This is a genomic window from Caldimonas sp., assembly GCF_046291045.1.
Classification (GTDB): Bacteria; Pseudomonadota; Gammaproteobacteria; order Burkholderiales; family Burkholderiaceae_C; genus Caldimonas.
Map to the genome: position 1 here is coordinate 71,162 of NZ_JBKBSL010000006.1, position 25,855 is coordinate 97,016.

Annotated in this window: 20 protein-coding genes, 3 tRNA genes and 1 pseudogene; 16 read left to right on the forward strand and 8 right to left on the reverse strand. The window is 68.0% G+C overall.

Annotated features, from left to right (window positions below):
- Positions 1-3 precede the first annotated feature (3 nt).
- On the reverse strand, positions 4-1,719 hold the full coding sequence (locus ACK4ZD_RS03630) for a nitrite/sulfite reductase (protein WP_409658897.1): 1,716 nt from the start codon (positions 1,717-1,719) through the stop codon (positions 4-6).
- A 20-nt stretch (positions 1,720-1,739) separates the two neighbouring features.
- Positions 1,740-2,507, reverse strand: a complete 768-nt coding sequence (locus ACK4ZD_RS03635) for a sulfite exporter TauE/SafE family protein (protein ID WP_409658899.1) — start codon at positions 2,505-2,507, stop codon at positions 1,740-1,742.
- A gap of 198 nt (positions 2,508-2,705) precedes the next feature.
- Here ACK4ZD_RS03635 and ACK4ZD_RS03640 point away from each other — a divergent pair, with 198 nt between their 5' ends.
- Positions 2,706-3,641, forward strand: coding sequence for a patatin-like phospholipase family protein (locus tag ACK4ZD_RS03640; protein ID WP_409658901.1), 936 nt, complete (start codon positions 2,706-2,708; stop codon positions 3,639-3,641).
- Positions 3,642-3,802: 161 nt separating this feature from the next.
- On the opposite strand, the gene phaP is transcribed toward ACK4ZD_RS03640, so the two are convergent.
- Positions 3,803-4,354 carry a TIGR01841 family phasin gene (phaP, locus tag ACK4ZD_RS03645; RefSeq protein ID WP_409658952.1) on the reverse strand — a complete coding sequence of 184 codons (552 nt, stop codon included), beginning with the start codon at positions 4,352-4,354 and terminating at the stop codon, positions 3,803-3,805.
- A 236-nt stretch (positions 4,355-4,590) separates the two neighbouring features.
- Between phaP and ACK4ZD_RS03650 the strand changes: the two genes are divergently transcribed.
- The 4 genes from ACK4ZD_RS03650 to rmuC all read left to right on the forward strand — a co-directional run bounded on the left by ACK4ZD_RS03650 (position 4,591) and on the right by rmuC (position 8,601).
- Complete coding sequence (locus ACK4ZD_RS03650) at positions 4,591-5,568, forward strand: histone deacetylase (RefSeq protein ID WP_409658903.1); 978 nt, start codon at positions 4,591-4,593, stop codon at positions 5,566-5,568.
- Positions 5,549-5,980, forward strand: coding sequence for an acyl-CoA thioesterase (locus ACK4ZD_RS03655; RefSeq protein ID WP_409658905.1), 432 nt, complete (start codon positions 5,549-5,551; stop codon positions 5,978-5,980). The genes ACK4ZD_RS03650 and ACK4ZD_RS03655 overlap by 20 nt, the downstream gene beginning before the upstream one ends.
- A gap of 117 nt (positions 5,981-6,097) precedes the next feature.
- Complete coding sequence (locus ACK4ZD_RS03660; protein ID WP_409658907.1) at positions 6,098-7,117, forward strand: 2-hydroxyacid dehydrogenase; 1,020 nt, start codon at positions 6,098-6,100, stop codon at positions 7,115-7,117.
- 29 nt (positions 7,118-7,146) lie between these two features.
- Complete coding sequence (gene rmuC, locus ACK4ZD_RS03665; RefSeq protein ID WP_409658909.1) at positions 7,147-8,601, forward strand: DNA recombination protein RmuC; 1,455 nt, start codon at positions 7,147-7,149, stop codon at positions 8,599-8,601.
- A 5-nt stretch (positions 8,602-8,606) separates the two neighbouring features.
- Here rmuC and mnmC read toward each other — a convergent pair whose 3' ends face one another.
- From mnmC to earP, 3 genes are all read right to left on the reverse strand, one after another.
- Positions 8,607-10,538: a bifunctional tRNA (5-methylaminomethyl-2-thiouridine)(34)-methyltransferase MnmD/FAD-dependent 5-carboxymethylaminomethyl-2-thiouridine(34) oxidoreductase MnmC gene (gene mnmC, locus ACK4ZD_RS03670; RefSeq protein WP_409658910.1), complete on the reverse strand. Its 1,932-nt coding sequence runs from the start codon at positions 10,536-10,538 to the stop codon at positions 8,607-8,609.
- Between the two features lie 67 nt (positions 10,539-10,605).
- Positions 10,606-11,160 (reverse strand): elongation factor P, encoded by a 555-nt coding sequence (gene efp / locus ACK4ZD_RS03675; RefSeq protein WP_409658912.1) that lies wholly within the window; start codon positions 11,158-11,160, stop codon positions 10,606-10,608.
- Positions 11,161-11,299: 139 nt separating this feature from the next.
- Positions 11,300-12,403, reverse strand: coding sequence for an elongation factor P maturation arginine rhamnosyltransferase EarP (earP, locus tag ACK4ZD_RS03680; protein WP_409658914.1), 1,104 nt, complete (start codon positions 12,401-12,403; stop codon positions 11,300-11,302).
- Positions 12,404-12,443: 40 nt separating this feature from the next.
- On the opposite strand from earP, the gene uvrC reads away from it, so the two are divergent.
- From uvrC to ACK4ZD_RS03700, 4 genes are read left to right on the forward strand one after another with little or no spacing between them, the layout of a single operon-like run.
- Entirely contained in the window at positions 12,444-14,372 is a 1,929-nt protein-coding gene (uvrC, locus tag ACK4ZD_RS03685) for an excinuclease ABC subunit UvrC (RefSeq protein ID WP_409658916.1), read from the forward strand.
- A gap of 34 nt (positions 14,373-14,406) precedes the next feature.
- Positions 14,407-14,901, forward strand: coding sequence for a hypothetical protein (locus ACK4ZD_RS03690; RefSeq protein ID WP_409658918.1), 495 nt, complete (start codon positions 14,407-14,409; stop codon positions 14,899-14,901).
- 15 nt (positions 14,902-14,916) lie between these two features.
- A complete protein-coding gene (pgsA, locus tag ACK4ZD_RS03695; RefSeq protein ID WP_409658920.1) occupies positions 14,917-15,486 on the forward strand; it encodes a CDP-diacylglycerol--glycerol-3-phosphate 3-phosphatidyltransferase in 570 nt (189 codons plus the stop codon).
- Positions 15,483-16,394, forward strand: a complete 912-nt coding sequence (locus ACK4ZD_RS03700) for a DMT family transporter (RefSeq protein WP_409658922.1) — start codon at positions 15,483-15,485, stop codon at positions 16,392-16,394. Before pgsA ends, ACK4ZD_RS03700 begins: the two co-directional genes overlap by 4 nt.
- Before the next feature lie 56 nt (positions 16,395-16,450).
- Here the strand turns inward: ACK4ZD_RS03700 and ACK4ZD_RS03705 are convergent.
- A pseudogene (locus ACK4ZD_RS03705) lies at positions 16,451-17,278 on the reverse strand (LysR family transcriptional regulator); the annotation flags it as partial.
- A gap of 134 nt (positions 17,279-17,412) precedes the next feature.
- Here ACK4ZD_RS03705 and ACK4ZD_RS03710 point away from each other — a divergent pair.
- The 6 genes from ACK4ZD_RS03710 to ACK4ZD_RS03735 all read left to right on the forward strand — a co-directional run bounded on the left by ACK4ZD_RS03710 (position 17,413) and on the right by ACK4ZD_RS03735 (position 21,472).
- Positions 17,413-18,525, forward strand: coding sequence for a tartrate dehydrogenase (locus ACK4ZD_RS03710; RefSeq protein ID WP_409658924.1), 1,113 nt, complete (start codon positions 17,413-17,415; stop codon positions 18,523-18,525).
- Between the two features lie 238 nt (positions 18,526-18,763).
- Positions 18,764-19,036, forward strand: a complete 273-nt coding sequence (locus ACK4ZD_RS03715; protein WP_104301907.1) for an HU family DNA-binding protein — start codon at positions 18,764-18,766, stop codon at positions 19,034-19,036.
- A 16-nt stretch (positions 19,037-19,052) separates the two neighbouring features.
- Positions 19,053-19,128, forward strand: a tRNA-Val gene (locus ACK4ZD_RS03720).
- 182 nt (positions 19,129-19,310) lie between these two features.
- Positions 19,311-21,185, forward strand: a complete 1,875-nt coding sequence (locus ACK4ZD_RS03725) for a SurA N-terminal domain-containing protein (RefSeq protein WP_409658926.1) — start codon at positions 19,311-19,313, stop codon at positions 21,183-21,185.
- A gap of 61 nt (positions 21,186-21,246) precedes the next feature.
- Positions 21,247-21,322, forward strand: a tRNA-His gene (locus tag ACK4ZD_RS03730).
- Between the two features lie 76 nt (positions 21,323-21,398).
- Positions 21,399-21,472 (forward strand) — tRNA-Gly (locus ACK4ZD_RS03735).
- 47 nt (positions 21,473-21,519) lie between these two features.
- On the opposite strand, the gene ACK4ZD_RS03740 is transcribed toward ACK4ZD_RS03735, so the two are convergent.
- Positions 21,520-22,998, reverse strand: coding sequence for an NAD-dependent succinate-semialdehyde dehydrogenase (locus ACK4ZD_RS03740; protein WP_409658928.1), 1,479 nt, complete (start codon positions 22,996-22,998; stop codon positions 21,520-21,522).
- A 216-nt stretch (positions 22,999-23,214) separates the two neighbouring features.
- Between ACK4ZD_RS03740 and alaS the strand changes: the two genes are divergently transcribed.
- Positions 23,215-25,842 carry an alanine--tRNA ligase gene (gene alaS / locus ACK4ZD_RS03745; RefSeq protein ID WP_409658930.1) on the forward strand — a complete coding sequence of 876 codons (2,628 nt, stop codon included), beginning with the start codon at positions 23,215-23,217 and terminating at the stop codon, positions 25,840-25,842.
- Positions 25,843-25,855: the final 13 nt, after the last annotated feature.

Consider the following 25,855-nt stretch of genomic DNA (forward strand, 5'->3'; position numbering starts at 1 on the left):
TCCTCAGGCTGCCAGGGCCTTGCCGGTGGTGCGGCGCACTGCATTGGCGGCGTTCTTGAAGGGCTCTAGGCCCACACGCTTGACGGTGTCGATGAAGCGTTCGTTGGCCGCGCGCTGCTCGCGGTAGGTCTCGACCACGGCCTCGATCACGTCCACCACCTCGTCGGCGGCGAACGAGGGGCCGATCACTTTGCCGGGCGTGGCCGGTCCGCTTTGCGTGGAACCGTCCGAGCCCCCCAGGGTGATCTGGTACCACTCGGCGCCGTCCTTGTCGACGCCGAGGATGCCGATGTGCCCGGTGTGGTGGTGGCCGCAGGAGTTCATGCAGCCGCTCATGTGCACATCGATGTCGCCGATGTCGTAGAGCTCGTCGAGATCCTGGTAGCGCTGGGCGACTTGCTCGGCGATCGGGATCGAGCGTGCATTGGCCAGACCGCAGAAGTCGCCGCCGGGGCAGGCGATCATGTCGGTGAGCAAGCCGATGTTGGGCGTGGCGAAGCTGGCGGCCTTGGCCTCCTGCCACAAGGCATAGAGTTCCGACTCGCGCACCCAAGGCAGCACGAGGTTTTGGTCATGGGTGACGCGGGCCTCGCCGGCACTGTAGCGCTCGGCCAGATCGGCGGCGTGCTCCAGTTGCGCATCGGTGACGTCGCCGGGCGCCTGGCCTACGCGCTTGAGCGAAAGCGTGACGGCGCGGTAGCCTGGGAAGCGGTGGCGGTGCACATTGCGCTCCAACCAGCGACGGTAGGACGGCGGGGCGTCGGCCGCAGCGGCGGCCAGCGCATCGTTGGCGGCTTGGGGGTCGTAGCGCACGCCGGGGGGGGCGTCGAAGTGCTGGGCCACGCGGTCGAGCTCCTCCTGAGGGATGATGTGAGCGGCTCCGTCGACGTCGCGCTCGAGGATTTGGCGGAACTCGTGCTCGACCGCGTCGATGAACTTCTGGCCTTCGGCCTTCACGAGGATCTTGATGCGAGCCTTGTACAGGTTGTCGCGACGGCCGTAGCGGTTGTAGACGCGCACGATGGCCTCGAGGTAGACGAGGATCTGCTGCCAGGGCAGGAACTCGCGCACGACGGTGGCGATGAGAGGGGTGCGGCCCATGCCGCCGCCCACTAGCACCTTGAAGCCTACATCGCCATTGGCGTTGCGCAGCAGTTGCAAACCGATGTCATGCCAGCCGATGGCGGCACGGTCCTCGGCAGCACCGCTGACTGCAATCTTGAATTTGCGCGGCAGGAAAGCGAACTCCGGGTGCAGGGTCGACCACTGGCGCATCACCTCGCAATAGGGGCGCGGGTCCACGATCTCGTCGGGGGCGATGCCGGCGAAGGCGTCGCTGGTGATGTTGCGGATGCAGTTGCCCGAGGTCTGGATGCCGTGCATGTTCACGGCTGCGAGCTCGTCCATCACGTCTGCGGCACGCTCCAGCGGGATCCAGTTGAACTGGATGTTTTGGCGCGTGGTGAAGTGGCCGAACCCGCGGTCATACTCGCGAGCGATGCGTGCCAAGGTACGCAACTGGGTGCTGCTGACCTCGCCGTAGGGGATGGCGATGCGCAGCATGGGCGCGTGGCGCTGGAGGTACCAGCCGTTTTGCAGCCGCAGCGCCTTGAATTCCTCGTCTCCGAGCTGGCCGGCCAAGTGGCGCTGCAGCTGGTCGCGGAACTGGGCCGCACGCTGTCGGACGAAGTGACGATCGAACTCGGTGTATTGATACATCTCGGGGTCCGTGAGGCGAATCAGTGGATGACCTTGAGGCCGGCGGTGACCAAGGCGGCGCACAGCAGACCGCGCACGAGTCGGTCGGGCAGATTGCGGGTCAGGCGTGCGCCGATCCAGATGCCGGGGATGGAGCCCACCAGCAGCGTGACCAGCAACGTCCAGTCGACATGGCCCAGACTCGCATGGCCGATGCCGGCCACCAGCGTGAGCGGCACGGCGTGGGCAATGTCGGTACCCACCAGGCGGCGCGCCTCGATGTGCGGATACAGGAAAAGGATGAGGGTGGCGCCGATGGCCCCGGCGCCGATGGAGCTGAGCGAGACCAGCACACCCAGGGCTGCTCCGGCAACCACGGTGAGCACGGGTTTGCGGTGCTCGGGCAACCAGCGTTGCAGCTTCAGAGCCACGCGGTGCCAGGCCTGACGGTAGGCCACGGTGAGGGCGGTGAGCAGCAAGGCGATGCCCAGCGAGAAGGTCAGGGCGCTGGCCCAGCCCTTGGTGACGCCGGTGTAGTGCATCAGCCCGATCATCACGACCGAGGCGGGTACGCTGCCGGCCAGCAGCAGGCCGGTGATGCGGTAGTCGACATTGCCCTGGCGGTGATGGGCGACCGAGCCTGAGACCTTGGTCAGGCCCGCGAACCACAGATCGGTGCCAATGGCCACGGCCGGGTTGAGCTTGAAGACGGACAGCAGCAGCGGCGTCATGAGCGAACCACCGCCCACGCCGGTCAGGCCGACGATCACGCCGACCCCGAATCCACTGACGACAGCCACCCAATCCATGTTGTTCCTTGTGAAACCCGGCCAGCAAGGCCAACGCAGCGCGCGCATCCCGCGCGGATGGAGGGACTGTAGGGAGGTCTTATATAAATGAGAACTACAAAATCATTTGATAGTTATGCTGTGAAGTTATTTTGTGACGCCTGCTTCTTTTTTTCTTTCCACCGAAGGTGCTGCACCAGCCGGCTAACATCACGCTCCATGTCAGCTTCCGATTCGTTCCCGCCCGGGACCGGCCTGGGCTTGCACCAGCTGCGCCGGCGCAGCCTGTTGCTGTCCACCGTGGCGCTTGCTGCCTGTCAAACTCCCCCGCCCGTCTCGGTGACCCCTGCGCCGGCGCCCGCGCCGCAGCCGCGGCCTGTGCGCATCGGTCTGGCGCTGGGTGGTGGAGCGGCCCGCGGGTTTGCGCATATCGGGGTGATTCAGGTGCTGGAGGAACAGGGCATTCAGCCCGACCTGGTCGTGGGCACTTCGGCGGGCAGCCTGGTGGCGGCGCTGTACGCTTCGGGCAAATCGCGTGCCGAACTGCGTGCCCTGGCCGAGACCATGGACGAGACGGCGATCACCGACTGGTCCTTCCCGCTGCGCGGGGTGATCCGGGGCGAGGCCTTGGCGCGTTACGTGAATCAGCAGACCGGTGGGTTGACGATCGAGCGCATGAAGCTGCCGCTGGGCATCGTCGCCACCGATCTGGCCAGCGGGGAGCCGGTACTGTTCCGGCGCGGCGACACCGGCACGGCGGTGAGAGCCTCCAGCGCCGTGCCCGCGGTGTTCCAGCCGGTGCGCATCGGTGAGCGCGAGTACGTCGATGGCGGACTGGTCTCGCCGGTGCCGGTGCGCTTTGCGCGGCAGATGGGGGCCGACTTCGTCATCGCCGTGGACATCTCTTCCCCGCCTCAGGGCGGCGCGGTGGGCGATGCCATGCGCATGTTGCTTCAGACCTTTGCCATCATGGGGCGCAGCATCAATCACTTCGAGCTGCGCGAGGCCGATGTCGTGATCCGTCCGCCACTGGCCGGCCTGGCGGGAACCGATTTCCGCTCCCGCCGGCTGGCGATGGATGCCGGCCGCGACGCCGCCTTGGCGGCATTGCCCCAGATCCGCGAGCGTCTGGCCGCCAAGACCCGCTCCGGCTGAAGGTGCAGAAAAAAGCCCGGTGGGGGACCACCGGGCTGAAGGTACCTTGGGAGGTACCGAGGAGACAACCTTTCAGGGAGACCGTGGAGCCACGCTGCACGGCATTCCTGAGAATCGGGGCGAACCGGAAAAGTTCAACCCCCCGATTGCAAATGCGGGTGTCAGGCGCTGCGCTTGGCGCGCGGGGTCTGGGCCGCCTTCACGGCCGAGCTGGTCACGGCCTGGATGTTGGCTTCGGCCACTTCCGCGGCCTGCTTGGCGGCCTTGTGGACGCTTTCGAAGGCATTGTTGGCCGCCGCCACGGCCGACTTCACCAGGGCCACGGCGTTCTCGGTGCCGGCCGGAGCGTTCTTGACGGCGTTGTCGACGACGGCCATGAACTTCTTCTGGGCCTCGGCGATTTGCGCTTCGGCGATCTTGCTCACTTCGGCATTGGTGCTCGAAGCGATGTCATAGACATGGCGGCTGTAAGCGGCGGCCTTCTCGGCACTGGGCTGCAGCAGCGAGGCCTGCAGGGCCAGCAGTTCCTGGGCGTCCTTGACAGACAGGGTGGCCTGGGCGTGCTCGGCGGCCTCGGCCAGCGAGGCCTTGGCAACCTGCAGGTTCAGCTCGACGAGCTTTTCGACGCCTTCAAAGGCTTTCTGGGTGAGCCCGAACAGGGTCTCGACATTGGCTTTGTGGGCGGCAACCAGTTGTTCAGCGGTCATCATGATCGAGGACTCCTCGGGTGGGTGGACACATTTATGTTGCATCGCAACATGATCGAAAGTATAGGGGAGTTAGCAAGCATTGCAAGCAGTTTTGTTGCGATGCAGCAAGATTTAGGGGGCCTACTCTAGAGGTGCTGGCTCGACTCCGGGGGCGAGTGTTCCGCAGGGATATGTCGCCGCCGTGACGAGCCCGCGAGGCCTCGGCGGTCCACAATGCGCCGATCGCGCTCACCGCTGTCATGCTGGCCTACTACTCCGACCGCTTCGTGCTGCCACTGCCGCCTGGGCACCGATTCCCGATGGCGAAGTACCGGATGCTGCGCGACCGCGTGGCCGCCGAGCTGCCGGCCGTGCGGCTGGTGGAGGCGCCTGCGGCTAGCGAAGGGGAACTGGCCCTGGCCCATGCGCCGGCCTACATCGAGGCGGTGCTGCAGGGCACGCTCAGTCCGGCCCAGCAGCGTGAGATTGGCTTTCCCTGGTCGCCGGCCATGGCCGAGCGTGCCCGTCGCTCGGTCGGCGCCACGATAGCGGCGGCCCGTGCGGCGCTGGAGGAGGGGCTGGCGGCCAACCTTGCCGGCGGGACGCACCACGCCTACGCTGACAAGGGCAGCGGTTACTGCGTCTTCAACGACGTGGCGGTGGCCGCCCGGCTGATGCAGGCGCAGTGGCATCGCCAGTCCCGACGCCTGCTGCGCGTGGCCGTGATCGACCTGGACGTGCACCAGGGCAACGGCACTGCGGCGATCTTCCGCGACGACCCGACCGTCTTCACCCTGTCGCTGCACGGGGCGCGCAACTTCCCCTTCCGCAAGGAGGTGAGCGACCTCGACGTGGAACTGCCCGACGGCTGCACCGACGGGCCCTATCTGGATGCACTGGACGGCGCACTGCAGACGCTGTGGGCCAGCCATGAGGGTGCCCTCCCGGGCCTGATCTTTTACCTGGCCGGCGCCGATCCGCACGAAGGCGACCGGCTGGGCCGCCTCAAGGTGTCGGCGGCCGCACTGGCCGAGCGCGATGCCCGGGTGCTGGGGGCCGCCGCCGAGCGGGGCATCCCGGTGGTCGTCACCATGGCCGGCGGCTACGGCCACGACCTTGCACAGACCGTGGCGCTGCAATGGCGCACCCTGCAACTGGCCTGCGAGCACTGGCAGCGTTGGTCCCGTGCCCAGGCCCCATTCGAGGAGGACACCCGGCATGAGCCGACCCCAGGCTGAACCCCGAGAGGCCTACCGCCACTTCCTGCCCATCACCACGCGCTGGATGGACAACGACGTCTATGGCCACGTCAACAACGTCGTCTATTACAGCTACTTCGACACGGTGGTCAACGAGTACCTGATCTCCCGGGGCGTGCTGGACATCCATGCGGGCGGGGTCATCGGCCTGGTGGTGGAGACCCAGTGCAATTACTTTGCGCCGCTGGCCTTTCCGCAGACGGTGCAGGCCGGGTTGCGCGTGGCGCATCTGGGGTCGTCGAGCGTGCGCTACGAGGTGGGGCTGTTCGCGCAGGGCGAGCCGCTCACGGCGGCGCGGGGGCATTTCGTGCACGTCTACGTGGATCGCGTCACGCGCAAGCCGGTGCCGCTGCCGGCGGCTTTGGCGGCGGCGCTGGAGGGGCTGCGATAGCGCTCGAGTACGGGGGCTTCATCGTGCGGCACCTGCCTTGGCGCTTGAGTGTCGGCGCTTTCATGGGCGGCGGCGTTCAGCCCATGCTCAGCTCGGTCGACCGGGGGCCTTCCTACAATGGTCGGGCTCATCATCAAGGAGACCGTCGTGCACAAGGTGCTTGTGGCGCGCGCCACCTTCCCCGACATCATCGACCGCCTGAGGGGGTACTTCGAGGTCCAGGACAATCCCGAGGACGAGGTGTGGAGTCCCGAGGCCCTGAGCCGGGCCCTGCAGGGCAAGGCCGGGCTGATCGCCACCGGCAGCGAGCGCATCGATGAAGCCTTGCTGGCGGCCCACCCGCAGCTGCGGGCGGTGTGCAACATGGCCGTGGGCTACAACAACATCGATGTGCAGGCCTGCACCGCGCGCGGCATCGTCGTCACCAACACGCCGGACGTGCTGACCGAGACCACCGCCGACTTCGGCTTTGCGCTGATGATGGCTGCGGCGCGTCGCATCGCCGAGTCGGAGCACTATCTGCGCGCCGGCCGGTGGACGAAATGGCGCTACGACATGTTCGTGGGGCCGGATGTGCACGGTGCCACGCTGGGCATCCTGGGGATGGGGCGCATCGGCCAGGCCATCGCGCGGCGTGGCGCGCATGGCTTCGGCATGAAGGTGATCTACCACAACCGCTCGCGCCTGCCCGAGGCGACCGAGGCGCAGTGCGGTGCACGCTATGTCGACAAGGCCACGCTGCTGCGCGAGGCGGACCATCTGGTGATCGTCGTGCCGTACTCCCCCAGTTCCCACCACGCCATCGGGGCGGCCGAGCTGGCGCAGATGAAGCGCACGGCCACCCTGACCAACATTGCCCGGGGCGGTGTGGTGGACGATGCGGCCTTGGCTCAGGCCTTGCGCGACGGACGGATCGCGGCGGCCGGGCTGGATGTGTTCGAGGGTGAACCCCATGTGCATCCGCACCTGCTGGAGGTGCCCAATGTCGTGCTGACGCCCCACATCGCCAGCGCCTCGGTGGCCACGCGTCGGGCCATGGCGAACCTGGCGGTGGACAACCTGATCGCCGCGCTGGGCTGCGGGCCGGATGCGGGCCGCCCACCCACGCCGGTGAACCCGGAAGTGCTGAAGCGCTGAGAGCGTTGCGGGACTGACACAATCGGCCGATGGAATCGAATCTGTGGTGGCTGGCCGCGCTGGGCGCGACCAATGTCGTGGTGCTGATCGTTCTGGCCTGGCGGATGCTCGGCGCCGGGCGCGAGCCGGCAGCCAGTCGGGAGGACCTGCTGGCGCAGACGCGGCTGCAGGGCGAGGCGCTGGTGCGCCTGGAGCGGGAGCTGCGAGACGAACTGAGCCGCAGCGCCCAAGGCACGCGCCAGGAACTTGGCGGTACGCTGGCGCTGTTCCAGCAGACCCTGATGACTCAGCAGGGCGACGTGGCGCGCACCCAGAACGAGCAGATCGACAGCTTCCGCGCGCAACTGGCGACCCTGCAGCAGCTCGTCGCCGACAGCCTGCGCTCGACGGCCTCGGCACTCACTGCCCAGGCCCAGTCGGCGCGCGAGGCGCAAGACGTCGCCCTGCGGCGCTTTGCCGAGGGCTTGAACGAGCAGTTGCGGGCTTTGTCCGAGGCCAACGAGCGCCGCTTGGCCGAGGTGCGTCAGACGGTGGAGACCCGACTGGCCGCGCTGGCCGCCGACAACGAGAAGAAGCTCGAGCAGATGCGCCAGACGGTGGACGAGAAGCTGCATGCCACGTTGGAGCAGCGCTTGGGCGAGAGCTTCAGGCAAGTGGCCGAACGCCTGGAGCAGGTGCATCGCGGCCTGGGCGAGATGCAGTCGCTGGCCCAGGGGGTGGGGGATCTCAAACGGGTGCTGACCAATGTGAAGACCCGCGGTGTGTTCGGCGAGACCCAGCTCGCCGCCTTGTTGGAACAGGTGTTCACCCCAGAGCAGTACGAAACCAACGTGGCCACTGTGCCGGGCAGCCGCGAGCGGGTCGAGTTCGCGATCCGCCTGCCGGGTAAGGGCGACGACGGCGCCCCCGTGTGGCTGCCGCTGGACGCCAAGTTCCCGCGCGAGGATTACGAGCGGCTGCTGGCCGCGCAGGACGATGCCGACCGTGAGGCTGCCGAGGCCGCGGCCAAGGCCCTGGAGCAGCGCATCCGCGACGAGGCGCGCAGCATCGCGACCAAGTACTTGGCCCCGCCGCACACCACCGACTTCGGCGTGCTGTTCGTGCCCACCGAGGGGCTGTACGCCGAACTGCTGCGCCGCCCGGGCCTCACCGACGCCCTGCAGCGCGATCACCGCGTCATCCTGGCCGGGCCCACCACCTTGCTGGCCATGCTCAACAGCCTGCAAATGGGCTTTCGCACCCTGGCGCTGGAGAAACGCTCGTCCGAGGTCTGGAAGGTGCTGGGGGCCGTCAAGACCGAGTTCGGCAAGTTCGGGGAGGTGCTGGCCCGCGTGAAGGACCAGACCCAGACGGTGCTCAACACCCTGGACAAGGCCGAGACCCGCACGCGGCAGATGAGCCGGGCGCTTCGAGCCGTCGAGGCCTTGCCCGATGCCCAGGCCGCCGGCTTGTTGTCCGACGAGGCTGTGGACGAGCGGGGCTGAGTCCGTCAAGGGCGCGCACGGCGCGCACGGCGACTGAGGTAGCGCCCCACGTCCACCGCATCGAGCAATCCGCCCTCCACCGGGCAGGGTTGACCCGTGATCCAGGCGGCCGCGATCTCGCCAGCCAGCAGCGACCAAGTGATCCCGCGCGACCCCAGCCCGGTGCATGCGTACAGCCCGGGCAGGCGCGGCAGGTGGCGGGGCTGACCGGCACGGTGGCCCAGGGTGGGCAGCGCGGCCACGTCTGGCAGCGGGCCGATCAGGGGCAGGCGGTCGGGCGTCACGGCGCGCCAGCCGACCCGGCCTTCCAACCTGGCCGGATCGACCGCTGGTGGCTTCACGCCCAGCCGAGCGAGCTGGGCCAGGTTGTGCGAGTGGTCGTTCGCGCGCACCGTGGGGTCGTCGTCACCGGGCTGACTGGTTGCGCCGCACAGCGACCACCCGTCATGGGCGGGCAGCAGATAGCCGCCAGCGGCCACGGGCATGCGGGGCAAGGTCAGGCCGGGCAGCGTGGCCGGCAACCGGGTGACTTGGCCGCGCACCCGCTGCAGCGGCCAGGGAAAGCCGGGGACCAGCGAGGCGGCCTCGAAGGCGTTGGCCAGCACGACCACCTCGGCGCGGGCCGCCACGGCGCCGGCGGCATCGACCAGCGCCCAGCCGTCGGCCAGGCGAGACAGCGCACGGATCTCCAGCGTGCCGCGCCAGCGCACGGCCTCACCCGCCTGCGCCAAGAGGGCCTGCACCAGGTCGGCCGGCCGCAGCCAGCCGCCGCCCGGAAAGTACCAGGCCGGGCGGCCCAGGGGCAAGCCGCTCAGGGCTGCGGCTTCGGTCGGATCCAGAGCTTGCACATAGCCAGGCGGCAGGCCTTGGCGGGCCAGCAGGGCCTGCATCGAGGACACTGGTCCGTCGTCAGCGCGCAGCAGGCCCTCGAAGCCACCGGTCAGGGGATGGCGCTCGCGCAGCCGCAGCAGCCCCTGCTGCAGACGCAGCGCGGCGGCACGGTGCAGCCGGGCATGAGCCCCGTCATCGGGCAGTACGATGCCATGGAAGAGTCCCGCGGGATTGCCGGAGGCGCCGGCGGCCGGCCGGGCATGGCGGTCGATGAGTTCGCAGCTCCAGCCCGCAGCGGCCAGCGCGTGGGCCACGCTGGCGCCGGCCAACCCCGCCCCCAATACCACGGCATGACGGTTGCGAACCGCAGGCCGCGCCTGGGCTGCGGGCGGCGGCGCCCAGTGCCGGGGCGCAAACCGTGCCACCGTCATGTCGCGTTTGCCGCCGAAGCCGGGCGCACGTTTCACCTCGAAGCCTGCAGCCGACAGGCCATCGCGCACGGCACGAGCGGCGCTCCAGGTGGCAGCGGTGGCACCGGGAGCGGCCAGACGGCCCAGCCCCGCCAGCAGGCGCTCGCCCCACATCTCAGGGTTGCGGTCGGGCGCGAAACCGTCGAGGTAGAACGCATCGGCGCGCAGCCGCAATTCGGGCAGCAAGGCCCTCGCATCCCCGAAAGCCAGGGTGAGACGCACCCGCCCGCTGTCGAATTCCAGGCGGTGCAGATTGGGTGTGAGCAGCGGCCATTGCGCCAGCAGCGGCGCCGCCAGGTCGCCCAGTGGGTGGTCGGCGAGCACTCGCGCCAGGTCTTCGCGGGCCAGGGGATGTTTCTCGATCGAGACGAAGTGCAGGCGTTCGCAGCGCTGAGCGTCGGCACGCCAGGCGGCCCAGGTGGCGAGGAAGTTGTTGCCCAGCCCGAAGCCCGTCTCCACGATGGTGAAGTCGTCGCGCCCGGCCCAGCGGTGCGGCAGGGCGTTGCCGTTCAGGAACACGTGGGTGGCTTGCGCCAGCGCGCCGGCGCGCGCGTGGTAGATATCGCCGAAGGTGGGCGCAAACGGCACTCCATCGCGGAACTCGACGACGGCGGGCCGGATGGGCTGGGTGTTCATGGGCACACCGCGTGCATGAAGGAAAAAAGCCGGCCACAGGCCGGCTCTTGGACGGATCCCAAGGGGTTCACACCCGCTTGCGGTACTCGTGCGTGCGGGTGTCGATCTCGATCTTGTCGCCCTGGTTCACGAAGATGGGCACCTGGATTTCGAAGCCCGTGGCGATCTTGGCCGGCTTGAGCACCTTGCCCGAGGTGTCGCCCTTGACGGCCGGCTCGGTCCAGGTGACTTCGCGCACCACGGTGGTGGGCAGTTCCACCGAGATGGCTTTGCCTTCGTAGAACACCACCTCGACCTCCATGCCGTCTTCCAGGTAGTGGATGGCATCGCCCATGTTCTCGGCCTCCACCTCGTACTGGTTGTACTCGGTGTCCATGAACACGTACATCGGGTCGGCGAAGTAGGAGTAAGTGCACTCCTTCTTGTCGAGGATGATCTGGTCCATCTTGTCGTCGGCCTTGAAGACGACCTCGGTACCGGAGTTGTTCAGCAGGTTCTTGAGCTTCATGCGCACGGTGGCGGCGTTGCGGCCACCGCGGCTGTATTCGGTCTTGAGCACGACCATCGGGTCCTTACCCTGCATGATCACGTTGCCGGCGCGGATTTCCTGTGCAATTTTCATGGTGAATCCCTCTTGGGGGTCGGTCCTGGTCTCGGTGCGAATCTTCGGGGTGCCTACACGGCCGGGTTCGAAGGGACTGGCGCCTCATAGCCGAACACGCGCAAGGCGTGCGCACCCGGATACCGCAAAGCCTCTTATTCTACCCCGAGCGCGCCCTCAGAGTTTGCGCCAGATCCAGCACCTGGGTGCACAAGTCCACCTGCGCGGCCAGGGCCTCACACCAGCGCCCGGCATGGGTGCGCCAGGCGGTCGGCTCGGGCCAGGCCGACGGGTGCAGCGCCTGCAGGTCGCCCGACAACCCGTTCCAGGCGCGCCACAAGGCCCGCAGGGCGTCGGCCTCGCCGGGGGCGATTCCTTCCAGGTAGCGGTCGAGGAAGGCCTCGAGCTTGGGGGCGTGGGCCCCGTCGCTTTGGGGGTAGATGTGCCAAAGGAGGGGCCTGGCCGCCCACTGGGCCCGCACGAACGAATCCTCGCCACGCACGACGTTCAGATCGCAGGCCCACAGCAGATGATCGAACTCCGTCTGGGTCAACAGCGGCAGCCAGTGCACACGCAGTGCGCCCACCGCGTCGGTCCTGCCCTCGCGGGGGGGCTGGCCCAGCAGGGCGGCGACTTGACGGGCGGCCTGTCCGGGCGTCACCAGCAGCAGCGTCGGGTGCTCGGTCAGGCCTTCGAGCCAGAGGCTCAGTCGGGGATTGTCGTAACAGAACAGCGAGACCACCCGTTCGTGCGGACTTAGGGCCAGCCCTTGCCGGGCCAGCCAGGCCGCACCGTCAAAGGCGGCCCGACGTGCGAGCAGGCCCGGCTCGCGCAGCAGGCCGCCGGTGCGGGGCGTGAAGCCCGGGTAGAAGAATCGCTTGACCAGCCCCGCACCGGGCGACTGCCAGCGCGGCGAAGGCAAGCCGTGAGAACGCTCGACGTAGTCCTCGGCACTGAGGTACTCGAGGTTGATCCACACCGGCGGGGGGCTGCGCTCGGCCATGCGCTCGATGTACGGATCGGGCGGATCGCAGCCGAAGGCCTCGACCACCACCTCGGCGGGCTCCACCGGATCCCAGTGCTCGCGCCAAAGGCGCACCTCGACGCCCGTACAGCCGTGCGGGGCCATCCAGCTCAAGGCGCTGGGGTCGTCGACCCACAGCCGCACGACCTGCCCGCGGCCGGCCAGGTCGGCCGCCAGCCGCCAGCACACCCCGATGTCGCCGTAGTTGTCGATGACCCGACAGAAAAGATCCCAACGCATGCCGCCATTGTGGGGGCGCCGGGAGCGGCACAATTCCCGCATGAGTTCCGACGCAACCATCGAGTCCGCTGCCGGTACGCCGTCCGAGGCCCATCGCGAGCGCCTGCTGGCCGAGGTGGCGGCCCTGCCGGGCTTGCCCGGGGTCTACCGCTACTTCGACGCCCAGGGCACCGTGCTCTACGTGGGCAAGGCCCGCAACCTGAAGAAGCGGGTGTCCAGCTATTTTCAGAAGAACCATGGCGGCACGCGCATCGGCCATATGGTCTCCCGCATCGCGCGCCTGGAAACGACCGTGGTGCGCAGCGAGGCCGAGGCCTTGCTGCTCGAGAACAACCTCATCAAGACGCTGCATCCGCGGTTCAACATCCTGTTCCGCGACGACAAGAGCTACCCTTATCTCAAGATCGCCTCGCACGCTTACCCGCGCCTGGCGTATTACCGCGGGGCGGTGGACAAGAAGCACCGCTATTTCGGGCCCTACCCGAGCGCCTGGGCGGTCAAGGAATCGATCCAGCTGCTACAGAAGGTCTTCCGTCTGCGCACCTGCGAGGACACGGTGTTCAATCACCGCACCCGGCCCTGTCTGCTCTACCAGATCAAGCGCTGCTCGGGCCCTTGCGTGGGTTTGGTCAGCCCGCAGGACTATGCCCGCGACGTGGCCCATGCCGAGCGGTTCCTGCGGGGTGAGCAGCAGGAGGTGATCGACACCTTGCAGGCACAGATGATGGCGCACGCCGAGAAGCTGGAGTTCGAGCAGGCAGCCGAGATCCGCAACCAGCTCGGGGCCTTGTCGCGCGTGCTGCACCAGCAGGCCGTGGACACCGGCAGCGACCGCGATGCCGACATCCTGGCGGTGAAGGTGCAGGGCGGGCGCGCCTGCGTGAACTTGGCGATGGTGCGCGGCGGCCGTCACCTGGGCGACCGGGCCTATTTCCCCACTCATGTGGAGGAGGCGTCGGCGGTGGCGGCGGACGAGGACGATGCGTCGCAGACTGCGGAACGCCCGTCCGTGGAAGCCCAGGTGCTGGAGGCCTTCATCGCTCAGCACTACCTGGACGGCGGCGTGCCGCCCCTGCTGGTGGTGAGCCACCCGGTGGACAAGGCCTTGCTGGAAGCGCTGTCGGCGCAGACCGGAGGGAAGATCCACGCCGTGCAACAGCCGCGCGAGCAGCGCCGTGTGTGGCTGGAGATGGCCCTCAAGGGCGCCGAGCTGGCGCTGGCGCGGCTGCTGGCCGAGGAGGGTTCGCAGCAAGCGCGCACCCGAGCCCTGGTGGAGGCCCTGGATCTCAGCCCCGAGAACCTGGACGGCTTCCGCATCGAATGTTTCGACATCAGCCACACGGCCGGCGAGGCGACCCAGGCGGCCTGCGTGGTGTACGAGAACCACAAGATGCAAACCGGCCAGTACCGGCGCTACAACATCGAGGGCATCACCCCCGGGGACGACTACGCCGCCATGCGACAGGTGCTCACGCGGCGCTATGCCAAGCTGGCCGAGGCGGCGGGCAAGGGCGAGGCGCGGCTGCCCGACTTGGTGCTGGTCGACGGCGGGCGCGGCCAGGTGGCCATGGCTCGTGAGGTCTTCGAGGAGCTGGGGCTGGACCTTGGGCTGATCGTGGGGGTCGAGAAAGGGGAGGGCCGCAAGGTGGGCCTGGAAGAACTCGTCTTCGCCGATGGCCGCGAGAAGGTCTTTCTCGGCCGCGAATCGGCCGCCCTGATGCTGGTGGCCCAGATTCGCGACGAGGCCCACCGATTCGCCATCACCGGCATGCGCGCACGGCGTGCCTCGGTGCGCACGGGCGGATCGAAGCTCGAGGACATCCCCGGCGTAGGGCCCAAGAAGCGGGCTAGACTGCTGCAACGCTTTGGCGGTCTGCGCGGTGTGGCCCAAGCCAGTGTGGACGATCTGGCCACGGTGGACGGCATTTCGCGCGAGCTGGCCGAAGAGATCTACAAGGCGCTGCACTGAACCGGTCGTCACGTCTGCAACGAGGAGAACCCGCATGAAGCCCCGCCGACACTGCCGATTGCACCTGTGGACCGCGTCGCTGGCCGCCTGTGCCGCGCTGCTGGGGTGCTCCCCGCCGCCGAGGGCGCCGGCGCCAACGCCTACGCCGACGGCGCCCGAGACCCGTGCGGTGGATCCGGCCGCGCCGGTGCCGGTGGAGGCTCGCGCGCGCAACTGGGACGAATACCGACTGCGGGCCGCGCGACGCATCGTGTCGGCCAATGCGCAGGGCGTGTACCTGGACCGGCCGCCCGATGTGCTGCTGGCCATCCCCGTGCTGGCCATCGACCTCAACGCCGACGGCAGCGTGCGGCGCATCGAGGTGCTGCGCTATCCCGGACAGGCGCGCGACACCACCCAGCTGGCCATCGAGGCCGTGCGCCGTGCGGCGCCCTTCGGCAGCGTGGCCCATCTGCCCCAACCTTGGCGGCTGACCGAAACCTTCCTGTTCCGGGACGACCGGCGCTTCAAACCCCGAACGCTGGACTGAGCCACAATCGCGCCCATGTTCTTCAATCTCCCCACCCTGTTGACCTGGGCCCGCATCGTGGCCATCCCGCTCATCGTGGGGGTGTTCTACCTGCCCTCGCTGGACGTGGCCACGCGCAACCTGGCCGCCGCGGTGCTGTTCATCATCTTTGCGCTCACCGACTGGGCCGACGGCTGGCTGGCGCGCCGGCTCAACCAGACCTCGGCCTTCGGGGCCTTCCTCGACCCGGTGGCCGACAAGTTCCTGGTGTGCGCCTCGCTGCTGGTGCTCGTGGAACTGGACCGGGTGGGGGCGTTGATCGCGCTGGTCATCGTCGGCCGCGAGATCGCCATCTCGGCGTTGCGTGAGTGGATGGCCAGCATCGGGGCCTCGCGCAGCGTGGCCGTGCACATGCTGGGCAAGCTCAAGACGGGCACCCAGATGGTGGCCATCCCCTTCCTGCTCTATGACGGCGTGATCCTGCGCTTCATCGACACCCGCCTGTGGGGCACGGGCCTGATCTACGTGGCTGCGATCCTGACCATCTGGTCCATGGTCTATTACCTACAGAAGGCGCTGCCCGAGATCCGCGCGAAGTCCCGATGACTCGCCCCGGCGAAGGCGCGTGGCTGCGCGCCATGCCCTGGGTCTTCGTGCTCATCTGGAGCACGGGCTTCGTGGTGGCCCGCTTCGGCATGCCTCATGCGCCACCGATGAACTTCCTGGCCTGGCGCTTCGCCTTTTCGGTGCTCGGCCTGGTGATCTGGGCCCGATGGGCTGGCGCGCGCTGGCCGTCCACCCGTTCGCAATGGGGCCATCTGGCGGTGGTCGGTGTGCTGCTGCATGCGGGCTACCTGGGCGGCGTGTGGGCCGCCGTCAAGGCCGGCATGGGCGCCGGTCTGGTGGCGCTGATCGTGGGCTTGCAGCCGGTGCTCACGGCGGTGTGGGTGAGCGCGGTCGATCGTCTGGGGGAAGGCCGCGTCAGCCTGCGTCAGTGGGCCGGCCTGGGCCTGGGCTTTGCGGGCCTCGTGATGGTGGTGTGGGACAAGCTGGGGGTGGGTGAGGCCGGCCCGGTGAGCCTGGCCCTGGCGCTGTGGGCCCTGCTGGCCATCACCGCGGGCACGCTCTATCAGAAGCGGTGCGTCGTGGGCGGCGACCCGCGCACCGGCAACGCCGTACAACTGATGGCCGCGCTGGCCGTGTCGGCCCCGCTGGCCGCATTGGAAGCCGAGCCGATCGTCCTGCATCCACACTTCATCGGGGCGATGGCGTGGTCGGTGCTGGTGCTCACGCTGGGCGGCAATTCGCTGATGTACCTGCTGATCCAGCGTGGCGCCGCCACCTCCTTCACGAGCCTGCTCTACCTCGTGCCCCCTTGCACGGCCGTGCTGGCCTGGCTGCTCTTCGGTGAGACTCTCACCGCCCTTGCGCTGGCCGGCATGGGCATCGTGGCCTGGGGCGTGTGGCTCGTGGTGCGCAACCAGGGCGGATCGGCCAGCCAGCGTGTGAGGTGATCCTGCAGCAGGCGCAGCCGCCAGGGCAGGGGCGCGCCCGCCGCGCGCGGGCGGACCACCCAGTGCACATCGGCGTCGAGCATGGCGTAGTCGGGCAGCACCTGCACGAGCCGGCCATCGGCCAGGGCCTCGTGGACGTCCCACAGCGAGCGCAGCATCAGTCCCCGCCCTGCGAGCGCCCAATCGCGCACGACCTCGCCGGAGTTGCTCGACAGCGGCCCACTCACGCGCACGGCGACCTCGGCGGGGCGGCGCCGGCGGTCCAGCGCCGTGAGCCGCCAGGTGGCGTAGCGGCTGTCATGCTCGCGCACCACGAGGCAGTGGTGATGCGCCAGGTCGGCCGGTTGCTGCGGGGTGCCGTGCCGGCGCAGGTAGTCAGGGGAGCCGACGACGATGCGCCGATTGCCTGCCAGTCGGCGCAGTACCACGTCGGTCTGCGGCGGACGCCACAGCCACACAGCCGCATCGAAGCTGCCGGTGGCCAGGTCCGGCCACTGCTCCATCAGATGGAGCTGGACTTCCACCGCGGGGTACCGCGCCTGGAAATCGGCCAGCGCGGGGGCCACCCAGCGTCGTCCAAAGCCCAGGGTGCTGACCAGACGGATGAGTCCGCGTGGTTCGCCCACGCGCTCTTGCAGCTCTGATTCCAGCTCAGCCAAGCCGGCCTGCAGTTCGCGCGTCCGAGCGCAGAACACCTCCCCTTCGTCGGTGAGGCCCAGGCGCCGGGTGGTGCGATGGAACAGCCTCAGGCCCAGGCGTGACTCCAGCGCCGCCAGCCGCTTGGTCACGGCGGGTGGCTCCATGTCCAGTGCCCGCGCTGCAGCGGCGAGGCTGCCCTGGTCGGCCACGGCGAGTACCAGTTGCAGATCACGGCGTTCGATCATTGGGCCATCTCAATTCATGCCTTCTAGGAAAGAATATATTGCCAGATCATTGCTTGTGGGCGATGGCATGGCGACCCACAATCTTTCCGACCGATCCGCCGCGCCGGCGGGGCGGTGCACCAAAGGAGAAAGTCATGAACGTTTCGAGCGCCCCGGGCAAGCTGCGCATTGCGGCAATCGCCGGCGACGGCATCGGCAAGGAGGTGATGCCCGAGGGCTTGCGCGTGCTCGACGCCGCGGCGCGCCGGTTCGGCATCGCGCTGGAGGTGGACGAGTTCGACTTCGCGAGCTGGGACTGCTACGAGCGCCACGGCAAGATGTTGCCCGACGACTGGAAGGATCGCATTGGCGGGCACGACGCGATCTTCTTCGGGGCCGTGGGCTGGCCTGAGAAGATCCCCGACCACGTCTCGCTATGGGGCTCGCTGCTGAAGTTCCGCCGGGAGTTCGATCAATACATCAACCTGCGCCCGGCTCGGCTGATGCCCGGCATCCGCTCCCCGCTGGTACGCCGAGACGGCCAGCCGCGTGCCGCCGGTGAGATCGACATGATGATCGTGCGCGAGAACACCGAGGGCGAATACTCCTCGGTGGGTGGGCGCATGTACGAAGGCACCGAGCGCGAGATCGTCATCCAGGAAACGGTGATGAGTCGCATCGGCGTGGACCGCGTGCTGAAGTTTGCCTTCGACTTGGCCCAGTCGCGGCCGCGCCGCAAGCTCACGTCGGCGACGAAGTCCAACGGCATCGCCATCACGATGCCCTACTGGGACGAACGGGTCGAAGCCATGAGCAGGCAGTATCCCGGGGTGAGCGTGGACAAATTCCACATCGACATCCTGACGGCCCACTTCGTGCAACGCCCCGAGCACTTCGACGTGGTGGTAGCCAGCAACCTCTTCGGCGACATCCTCAGCGACCTCGGGCCTGCCTGCACCGGCACGATCGGCATCGCGCCCTCAGCCAACCTCAACCCAGACCGGCGCTTCCCATCGCTGTTCGAGCCGGTCCATGGCTCGGCGCCCGATATTGCCGGACGCCATATCGCCAACCCCATCGGCCAGATCTGGTCGGCTGCGATGATGCTCGACTTCCTCGGCCACCGACAGGCGCACGACGCGATCCTGGCGGCCATCGAGCAGGTGCTCGAACCCTCCAGCGGTGCACCGCGCACCCCTGATCTCGGGGGGGCGGCCAGCACCGAAGATCTCGGCCGGGCGGTGGCGCAAGCCCTGGGCGGCGCATGACCGCAGGGTGGGCGAAAGGCGCACAACCCCTGTCAAGACGAGATTTCACGCGGATCTTTCACTCATGAAGCAACGGCAAACCGCATAGAATCCGCATCCGCCCTTGACACTGTCGGGGGCCGTGGCTGTAATGGTCGCGCAGCTTCGCCAGCCGCCCAAACCACCATCACAGCGTCATGCGCAATCGCGGCGCCGGGATCCATATCTTTCGTGTGAGACACCTTGAGAGGGGGTTTTCGTGAACAAGACTGAACTCATCGAGCACATCGCCAAACAAGCCGACATCTCCAAGGCCGCTGCCAGCCGCGCCCTGGAAGCGATGATCGGCGGCGTGCGGACCACCCTGAAAAAGGGCGGCACCGTCTCGTTGGTGGGCTTTGGCACCTTTGCCGTGGGCAAGCGCGCCGCTCGCAGTGGCCGCAACCCGCGCACCGGTGCCACCATCAAAATCAAGGCGGCCAAGGTGCCGAAGTTCCGTCCGGGCAAGGCCCTGAAGGACGCGCTGAACTGACCGTTGGCGTTTGCCCGGGTGCTTAGCTCAGCTGGTAGAGCGGCGCCCTTACAAGGCGTAGGTCGGGGGTTCGAACCCCTCAGCACCCACCACGGGCTCTGCGTCCCCCCGTCGGGGCTGCGCTAAAATGCGCGTTCCCGCGTCGTGACACCACGACGCGCGGCCCCGGACCCACCGACAGGACTCCAAGGCGAACCGCGGTTCGCCTTTGTTGTCTTTGAAGATGGTTCATCCTTAGGCGGCCGGCCTGCCGCTCACTCAAGAGGTCTGTCCGATGTTCGACGCCATCCGCAACAACTCGCGCATCCTGTTCCTGGTGTTGTTGCTGCTGATCATTCCGTCCTTCGTCTTCTTCGGACTGGACGGTTACACCCAGTTCCGCGAGGGCCGCCAAGTCGTGGCTCATGTGGGCAACCTGGAGATCACGCAGGGCGAGCTCGACGAAGCGCATCGCCGTTCGATCGAGCGCGTGCGTCAGCAGATGCCCGGCGTGGACATCGCCATGCTCGATACGCCGGCCATGAAACAGAGCACGCTGGATTCCCTGGTGCGTGAGCGTGTACTGGCCCTGGCCGCCGACAAGCAACACCTGGTCACGGCCGACGAGCGGGTGCGTCGTGTCTTCCGGACCGATCCACAATTCGAGTTCCTGCGCCGGCCCGACGGCACGGTGAATTCCGAGATCCTGAGCGCTCAGGGCATGAGCTCCGAGCAGTTCGCCGAGAGCCTGCGCCGCGACCTCTCGCTGCGTCAGGTGATGGGCCCCGTGGCCGGCAGCGCCGTGGCGGGCCGCACCGTGCGTGACTTGGCCCTCGACGCCTTCTTGCAGTCGCGCGAGGTGCAATGGAAGCTCTTTGCCGCCAAGGATTTCGCCGAGCGTGTCCAGCCCTCTGAAGAAGAGCTGTCTGCCTACTACAACGACCCTGCCCATGCCTCGCAGTTCCAATCGCGCGAGCAGGCCTCGGTCGAATACCTCGTGCTCGACATCGAATCGGTCAAGCGAGGGCTGAACATCTCGGCCGACGACCTGCGCAAGTACTACGAGGAGAACATTTCGCGCTACTCCACGCCCGAGGAGCGTCGTGCCAGCCACATCCTCATCCAGGCCGAGGCCGGCCAACGCGAGCAGGCCCGCGCCAAGGCCCAGCAACTGCTCGATCAGCTCAAGGCCCGACCCGAGGCCTTCGCCGAGCTGGCGCGCCAGCATTCCCAGGACCCGGGTTCGGCCGCGCAAGGCGGTGATCTTGGCTTCTTCGGTCGCGGGGCCATGGTCAAGCCCTTCGAGGACGCCGTCTACGCGCTCAAGCCCGGCCAGACCAGCGATCTGGTCGAGACCGACTTCGGCATCCACATCATCCGCCTGACCGATGTGCGCGGCGGTGAACGCAAGCCCTTCGAGGCCGTGCGTGCCGAGATCGAGGAAGCCGTGCGCAGCCAGCTCGCGCAGACCCGCTTTGCCGAGGTGGCCGAGCAGTTCAGCAACCTGGTCTACGAACAGCCCGACAGCCTCCAGCCCGCCGCCGACGCGCTGGGGCTGCAGGTGCGCAAGGCCGAGCGTGTCGAGCGCCAGCCCGCCAGCGGGGCCCAAGGCCCGCTGGCCAACGCCCGGCTGCTCGAAGCCCTGTTCAGCGCCGACAGCATCACGAGCAAGCGCAACACCCAGGCCATCGAAGTGGGGCAGGGCCAGCTCGTCTCGGCCCGCATCGTCGAACACTCGCCGGCGCGCACCTTGCCGCTGGAGGAGGTGCGTGACCGTGTGCGCGAGCGTGTCGTGGCCCGCAAGGCTGCCGAGCTGGCGCGCCAGGAAGGGCAGGCCAAGCTGGAGGCCTGGAAGGCCGCCGCCCCGGAGTCGGCCAGCCTGGAAAGCCCCAAGGCGGTTTCGCGGCTGGATGCTGGCGGGCTGCCGCCGCAGGTGCTGCGTGCCGCGCTGGCCGCCGCCGACCCCCTGCCGGCCTGGGTGGGTGTGGACCTGGGCAGCGAGGGCTACGCGGTCGTGCGCGTCAACAAAGTGCTGGGCCGCGATCCTTCGCCCGCCGGCGAGCAGCTCAAGACGCAGTACGCCGAAGCTTGGGGCGCCGCCGAAGCCCAGGCCTACTACGCCTCGCTCAAGGAACGCTTCAAGGTCAAGACCCAGACCGTCACGCGCTGAACGCCACGGCTGCCTGTCTGGACGGGCGGGCCGCTTCATGGCTATAATTTCAGGCTCTGCGGTGGCTGTAGCTCAGTTGGTAGAGTCCCAGATTGTGATTCTGGTCGTCGTGGGTTCGAGTCCCATCAGCCACCCCACAATTTCAAAGGCCTTCGAGCGATCGGAGGCCTTTGTCCTTGGAGCGATGCGCTGTCATAATGCGCGTCATCCGATGCGGGTGTAGTTCAATGGTAGAACGCCAGCTTCCCAAGCTTGATACGAGGGTTCGATTCCCTTCACCCGCTCCACAATGATCCAGGGCCGCTCCAGCGGCCCTTTCGTTGAGGTGGCCCCCTCACTTGTGCAGGTCGCCCAGGCAGAGGTACTTCACCTCGACGTAGTCGTCCATGCCATGGTGCGAGCCCTCGCGGCCCAGGCCCGACTGCTTGACGCCGCCGAAGGGCACCTCGGCCACCGAGATCAGGCCGGTGTTGATGCCCACCATGCCGTACTCCAGCGCCTCGGCCACCCGGAAGATGCGGCCGATGTCGCGGCTGTAGAAGTAGCTCGCCAGTCCGAACTCGGTGGCATTGGCCAGCGCGATCACTTCGTCCTCGGATCGGAAGCGGAACACCGGGGCCACCGGGCCGAAGGTCTCCTCTCGCGAGCACAGCATGTCGGGCGTCACATCGGCCAGCACGGTGGGGGCGAAGAAGCGTTCGCCCACGCGCTGGCCGCCCGTCAGCACGCGGGCGCCCTTGGCGGTGGCGTCGGCCACGTGGGCTTCCACCTTGGCCAGGGCCGCCTCGTCGATCAGCGGGCCGAGCTGCACGCCGGGCTCGAAGCCATTGCCCACCTTGAGGCCGCGCACCTTCTCGGCCAGCTTCGCGGTGAAAGCCTCGTAGAGGCCGTCTTGCACATACAGCCGGTTGGCGCACACGCAGGTCTGGCCGGCGTTGCGGTACTTGCTGGCCAAGGCGCCTTCGACGGCGCTGTCCAGGTCGGCATCGTCGAAGACGATGAAGGGCGCGTTGCCGCCCAGCTCCAGCGACAGCTTCTTGATGGTGGGCGCGCATTGCTGCATCAGGATGCGCCCGACTTCGGTGGAACCGGTGAAGGAGAGGTGGCGCACCACGTCGCTGCCGCACAGCACCTTGCCGATCTCGATGGAGCGGGCGCTGTCGCCGGTGACGACGTTCAGCACCCCCGGCGGCATGCCGGCGCGTTGGGCCAGTTCGGCGGCGGCCAGGGCCGACAGCGGCGTCTGCTCGGCCGGCTTGATGACCACTGGGCAGCCCGCGGCCAGCGCCGGCGCCACCTTGCGCGTGATCATCGCGAGGGGGAAGTTCCAGGGCGTGATGGCCGCACACACGCCGATGGGCTGCTTGATCACCAGGTACCGCTTGGTGGGATCGGTGGTGGGAATGGTCTCGCCATACACGCGCCGGGCCTCCTCGGCGAACCATTCCACGAAGCTCGCGGCATAGAGCACCTCGCCCCGGGCCTCGGGCAGGGGTTTGCCCTGTTCGGCCGTCATCAGGCGGGCCAGGTCGTCGGCGTGCTGGTTCAGGAGTTGGAACCATTTCATCAGCACGCTCGCGCGTTGTTTGGCCGTCTGGGCCCGCCAGCCCGGCCAGGCGGTTTGGGCTGCGGCGATGGCCGCCTCGGTTTCAGGGGCGCCCAGGTTGGCCACCTCGGCCAGAGGTCGGCCGGTGGCGGGGTCGCTCACAGTAAAGCGTTCGCCGCCGGCCACCCACTGGCCGTCGATCAGGGCATCGGTCTTGAACAGGGAGGGGTCGTGGAGAGCGGCCAGGGGGGAGGAGGCGGGATCCATGGACGAACTTCCTCGGATGAATGGACGTTGCGACGATCATAGGCCGGCGCGCCGGCGAGTGCTGACACCTGGGCGACCAGACCGGCCGGCGGGCCGACGCAGCACAAGCGTTCGGTGGGCTTCCTATAATCGAAAAATTCGCCAAATCAAGCATTTACGGCTTGCGCCTCCGCCCAAGCAGGGGGCGCGCCGTCTTGCCTGCCCAGAAAGCCCCGGATGAAAGCCGCCGAGATCCGCCAGACCTTCCTGAAGTTCTTCGAGTCCAAGGGACACACCATCGTGGCCTCCAGTCCCGTGGTGCCCGGTGACGACCCAACGCTGCTGTTCACCAACGCCGGGATGAACCAGTTCAAGGACGTGTTCCTTGGCTTCGACAAGCGGCCCTACACGCGCGCCGCCACGGCACAGAAGTGCATCCGTGCCGGTGGCAAGCACAACGACCTCGAGAACGTGGGCTACACCGCCCGCCACCACACCTTCTTCGAGATGCTGGGCAACTTCAGCTTCGGCGACTACTTCAAGCGTGACGCGATCCGTTATGCCTGGGAGCTGCTCACCGAGCACTTCAAGCTGCCGGCCTCGAAGCTGTGGGTGACCGTCTACGCCGAAGACGACGAGGCCTACGACATCTGGCACAAGGACATTGGTGTGCCTGCCGGACGCATCGTCCGCATCGGTGACAACAAAGGCGCGCGCTATGCGTCCGACAACTTCTGGATGATGGGTGACACGGGCCCCTGTGGCCCTTGCACCGAGATCTTCTACGACCACGGCGAAGGCATCCCCGGCGGCCCGCCGGGCAGCCCGGACGAAGACGGCGACCGCTACATCGAGATCTGGAACAACGTCTTCATGCAGTTCAACCGCACCGAGGACGGCCAGATGCACCCGCTGCCCAAGCCCAGCGTGGACACTGGCATGGGGCTGGAGCGCATCGCCGCGGTGCTGCAGGGCGTGCACTCTAACTACGAGATCGACCTCTTCGTGGCGCTGCTGGCGGCGGCCAAGCAGGCGGTGGACGCCGCGGGCGCCGGCGACTGCGACAAGGATTCCCCGTCGCTGAAGGTGATCGCCGACCACATCCGCGCCTGCGCCTTCACGGTGGCCGATGGCGTGATCCCCGGCAACGAAGGCCGCGGCTACGTGCTGCGCCGCATCGCCCGACGTGCCATCCGGCATGGCTACAAGCTCGGCGCGCGCGAGCCGTTTTTCCACCGCATCGTGCGCGAGCTGGTCCGCCAGATGGGTGAGGCCTACCCCGAGCTGCGCCAGCACGAGATGCGCATCACCGAGGTGCTCAAGCAGGAGGAAGAGCGCTTCTTCCAGACCATCGCGCATGGCATGGAGATCCTCGACGGGGCGCTGGCCGGCGGCGTGAAGCAACTCGACGGCGAACTGGCTTTCAAGCTGCACGACACCTACGGTTTCCCGCTGGACCTCACCGCCGACGTGTGCCGCGAGCGTGGCGTGACGGTGGATTCGGCCGGCTTCGATGCGGCCATGGCGCGCCAGCGCGAGCAGGCCCGCGCGGCGGGCAAGTTCAAGATGGCCGCCGGGCTGGACTACAGCGGGGCGCCGACCACGTTCCACGGCTACGAGCGCCTGGTGCACGAGGGGGCCCGGGTCACGGCCGTCTATGTCGATGGAACCTCGGTTCCCAGCGCCCGTGCCGGCGACGATGCGGTGATCGTGCTCGACCACACGCCGTTTTATGCCGAATCCGGCGGCCAGGTCGGCGACACCGGCGAGCTGCGCAACAAGACCTCGCGCTTCCTCGTCGAAGACACCCAGAAGATCCAGGCCGATGTGTTCGGCCATCACGGCCGCGTGGTCGAAGGCGAGATCCGGGTGGGGGATCTGATCGATGCCCGGGTGGATGGCGAGCGCCGCGCCCGCACGATGCGCAACCACAGCGCCACCCACCTGATGCACAAAGCCCTGCGCGAGGTGCTGGGCGAGCACGTGCAGCAAAAGGGCTCGCTGGTCAATGCCGAACGCACGCGCTTCGACTTCGCCCACCATGCGCCGCTGACGCAGGAGCAGATCCGGCGCATCGAGGCGCTGGTCAATGCCGAGATCCTGGCCAATGCTGACACCCGCGCGCGCATCATGCCGATCGAGGAGGCCCAGAAACTCGGGGCGGTCATGCTCTTCGGCGAGAAGTACGGCGACCAGGTGCGCGTGCTCGACATCGGAACGAGCCGCGAGCTGTGCGGCGGCACCCATGTGGCCCGCACCGGGGACATCGGCCTGTTCAAGATCGTGGCCGAAGGGGGCGTGGCTGCCGGCGTGCGACGCATCGAGGCAGTGACCGGCGAGAACGCGCTGGCCTACCTGCAGGGGCTGGAATCCACCGTGACCCAACTGGCCGGCACGCTCAAGGCCACGCCGGCCGAGGTGCCTCAGCGCGTGGTCCAGGTGCTCGAGCAGGTGCGTTCGCTCGAGAAGGAACTGGCCTCGCTCAAGGGCAAGCTGGCCTCGGCCCAGGGCGATGAGTTGCTGTCCAGGGCGGTCGATGTCAAAGGCATTCGCGTGCTGGCCGCCACCTTGGACGGCGCTGATGCCAGGACGCTGCGCGAGACCATGGACAAGCTCAAGGACAAGCTCAAGACGGCTGCGATCGTGTTGGCGGCCGTCGACGGCGGCAAGGTCCAGCTCGCCGCGGGGGTGACGAGCGACAGCACCGCCAAGCTCAAGGCCGGCGAGCTGGTCAACTTCGTCGCCCAGCAGGTGGGCGGCAAGGGCGGCGGCAAGCCTGACCTGGCGATGGCCGGCGGCACGGACGCCAGCCGGCTGCCCCAGGCCCTGGCTTCGGTGCAGGCCTGGGTGGCCGAGCGGGTCTGAGCGGGCCCGCGGT

Bases quoted from the DNA above. Each gene is read 5' to 3' on its own strand.
- ACK4ZD_RS03630 (WP_409658897.1), bottom strand. From the start codon at position 1,719: ATGTATCAATACACCGAGTTCGATCGTCACTTCGTCCGACAGCGTGCG.
- ACK4ZD_RS03635 (WP_409658899.1), bottom strand. From the start codon at position 2,507: ATGGATTGGGTGGCTGTCGTCAGTGGATTCGGGGTCGGCGTGATCGTC.
- ACK4ZD_RS03640 (WP_409658901.1), top strand. From the start codon at position 2,706: ATGTCAGCTTCCGATTCGTTCCCGCCCGGGACCGGCCTGGGCTTGCAC.
- ACK4ZD_RS03650 (WP_409658903.1), top strand. From the start codon at position 4,591: ATGCTGGCCTACTACTCCGACCGCTTCGTGCTGCCACTGCCGCCTGGG.
- ACK4ZD_RS03655 (WP_409658905.1), top strand. From the start codon at position 5,549: ATGAGCCGACCCCAGGCTGAACCCCGAGAGGCCTACCGCCACTTCCTG.
- ACK4ZD_RS03660 (WP_409658907.1), top strand. From the start codon at position 6,098: ATGGTCGGGCTCATCATCAAGGAGACCGTCGTGCACAAGGTGCTTGTG.
- rmuC (WP_409658909.1), top strand. From the start codon at position 7,147: ATGGAATCGAATCTGTGGTGGCTGGCCGCGCTGGGCGCGACCAATGTC.
- mnmC (WP_409658910.1), bottom strand. From the start codon at position 10,538: ATGAACACCCAGCCCATCCGGCCCGCCGTCGTCGAGTTCCGCGATGGA.
- efp (WP_409658912.1), bottom strand. From the start codon at position 11,160: ATGAAAATTGCACAGGAAATCCGCGCCGGCAACGTGATCATGCAGGGT.
- earP (WP_409658914.1), bottom strand. From the start codon at position 12,403: ATGCGTTGGGATCTTTTCTGTCGGGTCATCGACAACTACGGCGACATC.
- uvrC (WP_409658916.1), top strand. From the start codon at position 12,444: ATGAGTTCCGACGCAACCATCGAGTCCGCTGCCGGTACGCCGTCCGAG.
- ACK4ZD_RS03690 (WP_409658918.1), top strand. From the start codon at position 14,407: ATGAAGCCCCGCCGACACTGCCGATTGCACCTGTGGACCGCGTCGCTG.
- pgsA (WP_409658920.1), top strand. From the start codon at position 14,917: ATGTTCTTCAATCTCCCCACCCTGTTGACCTGGGCCCGCATCGTGGCC.
- ACK4ZD_RS03700 (WP_409658922.1), top strand. From the start codon at position 15,483: ATGACTCGCCCCGGCGAAGGCGCGTGGCTGCGCGCCATGCCCTGGGTC.
- ACK4ZD_RS03710 (WP_409658924.1), top strand. From the start codon at position 17,413: ATGAACGTTTCGAGCGCCCCGGGCAAGCTGCGCATTGCGGCAATCGCC.
- ACK4ZD_RS03725 (WP_409658926.1), top strand. From the start codon at position 19,311: ATGTTCGACGCCATCCGCAACAACTCGCGCATCCTGTTCCTGGTGTTG.
- ACK4ZD_RS03740 (WP_409658928.1), bottom strand. From the start codon at position 22,998: ATGGATCCCGCCTCCTCCCCCCTGGCCGCTCTCCACGACCCCTCCCTG.
- alaS (WP_409658930.1), top strand. From the start codon at position 23,215: ATGAAAGCCGCCGAGATCCGCCAGACCTTCCTGAAGTTCTTCGAGTCC.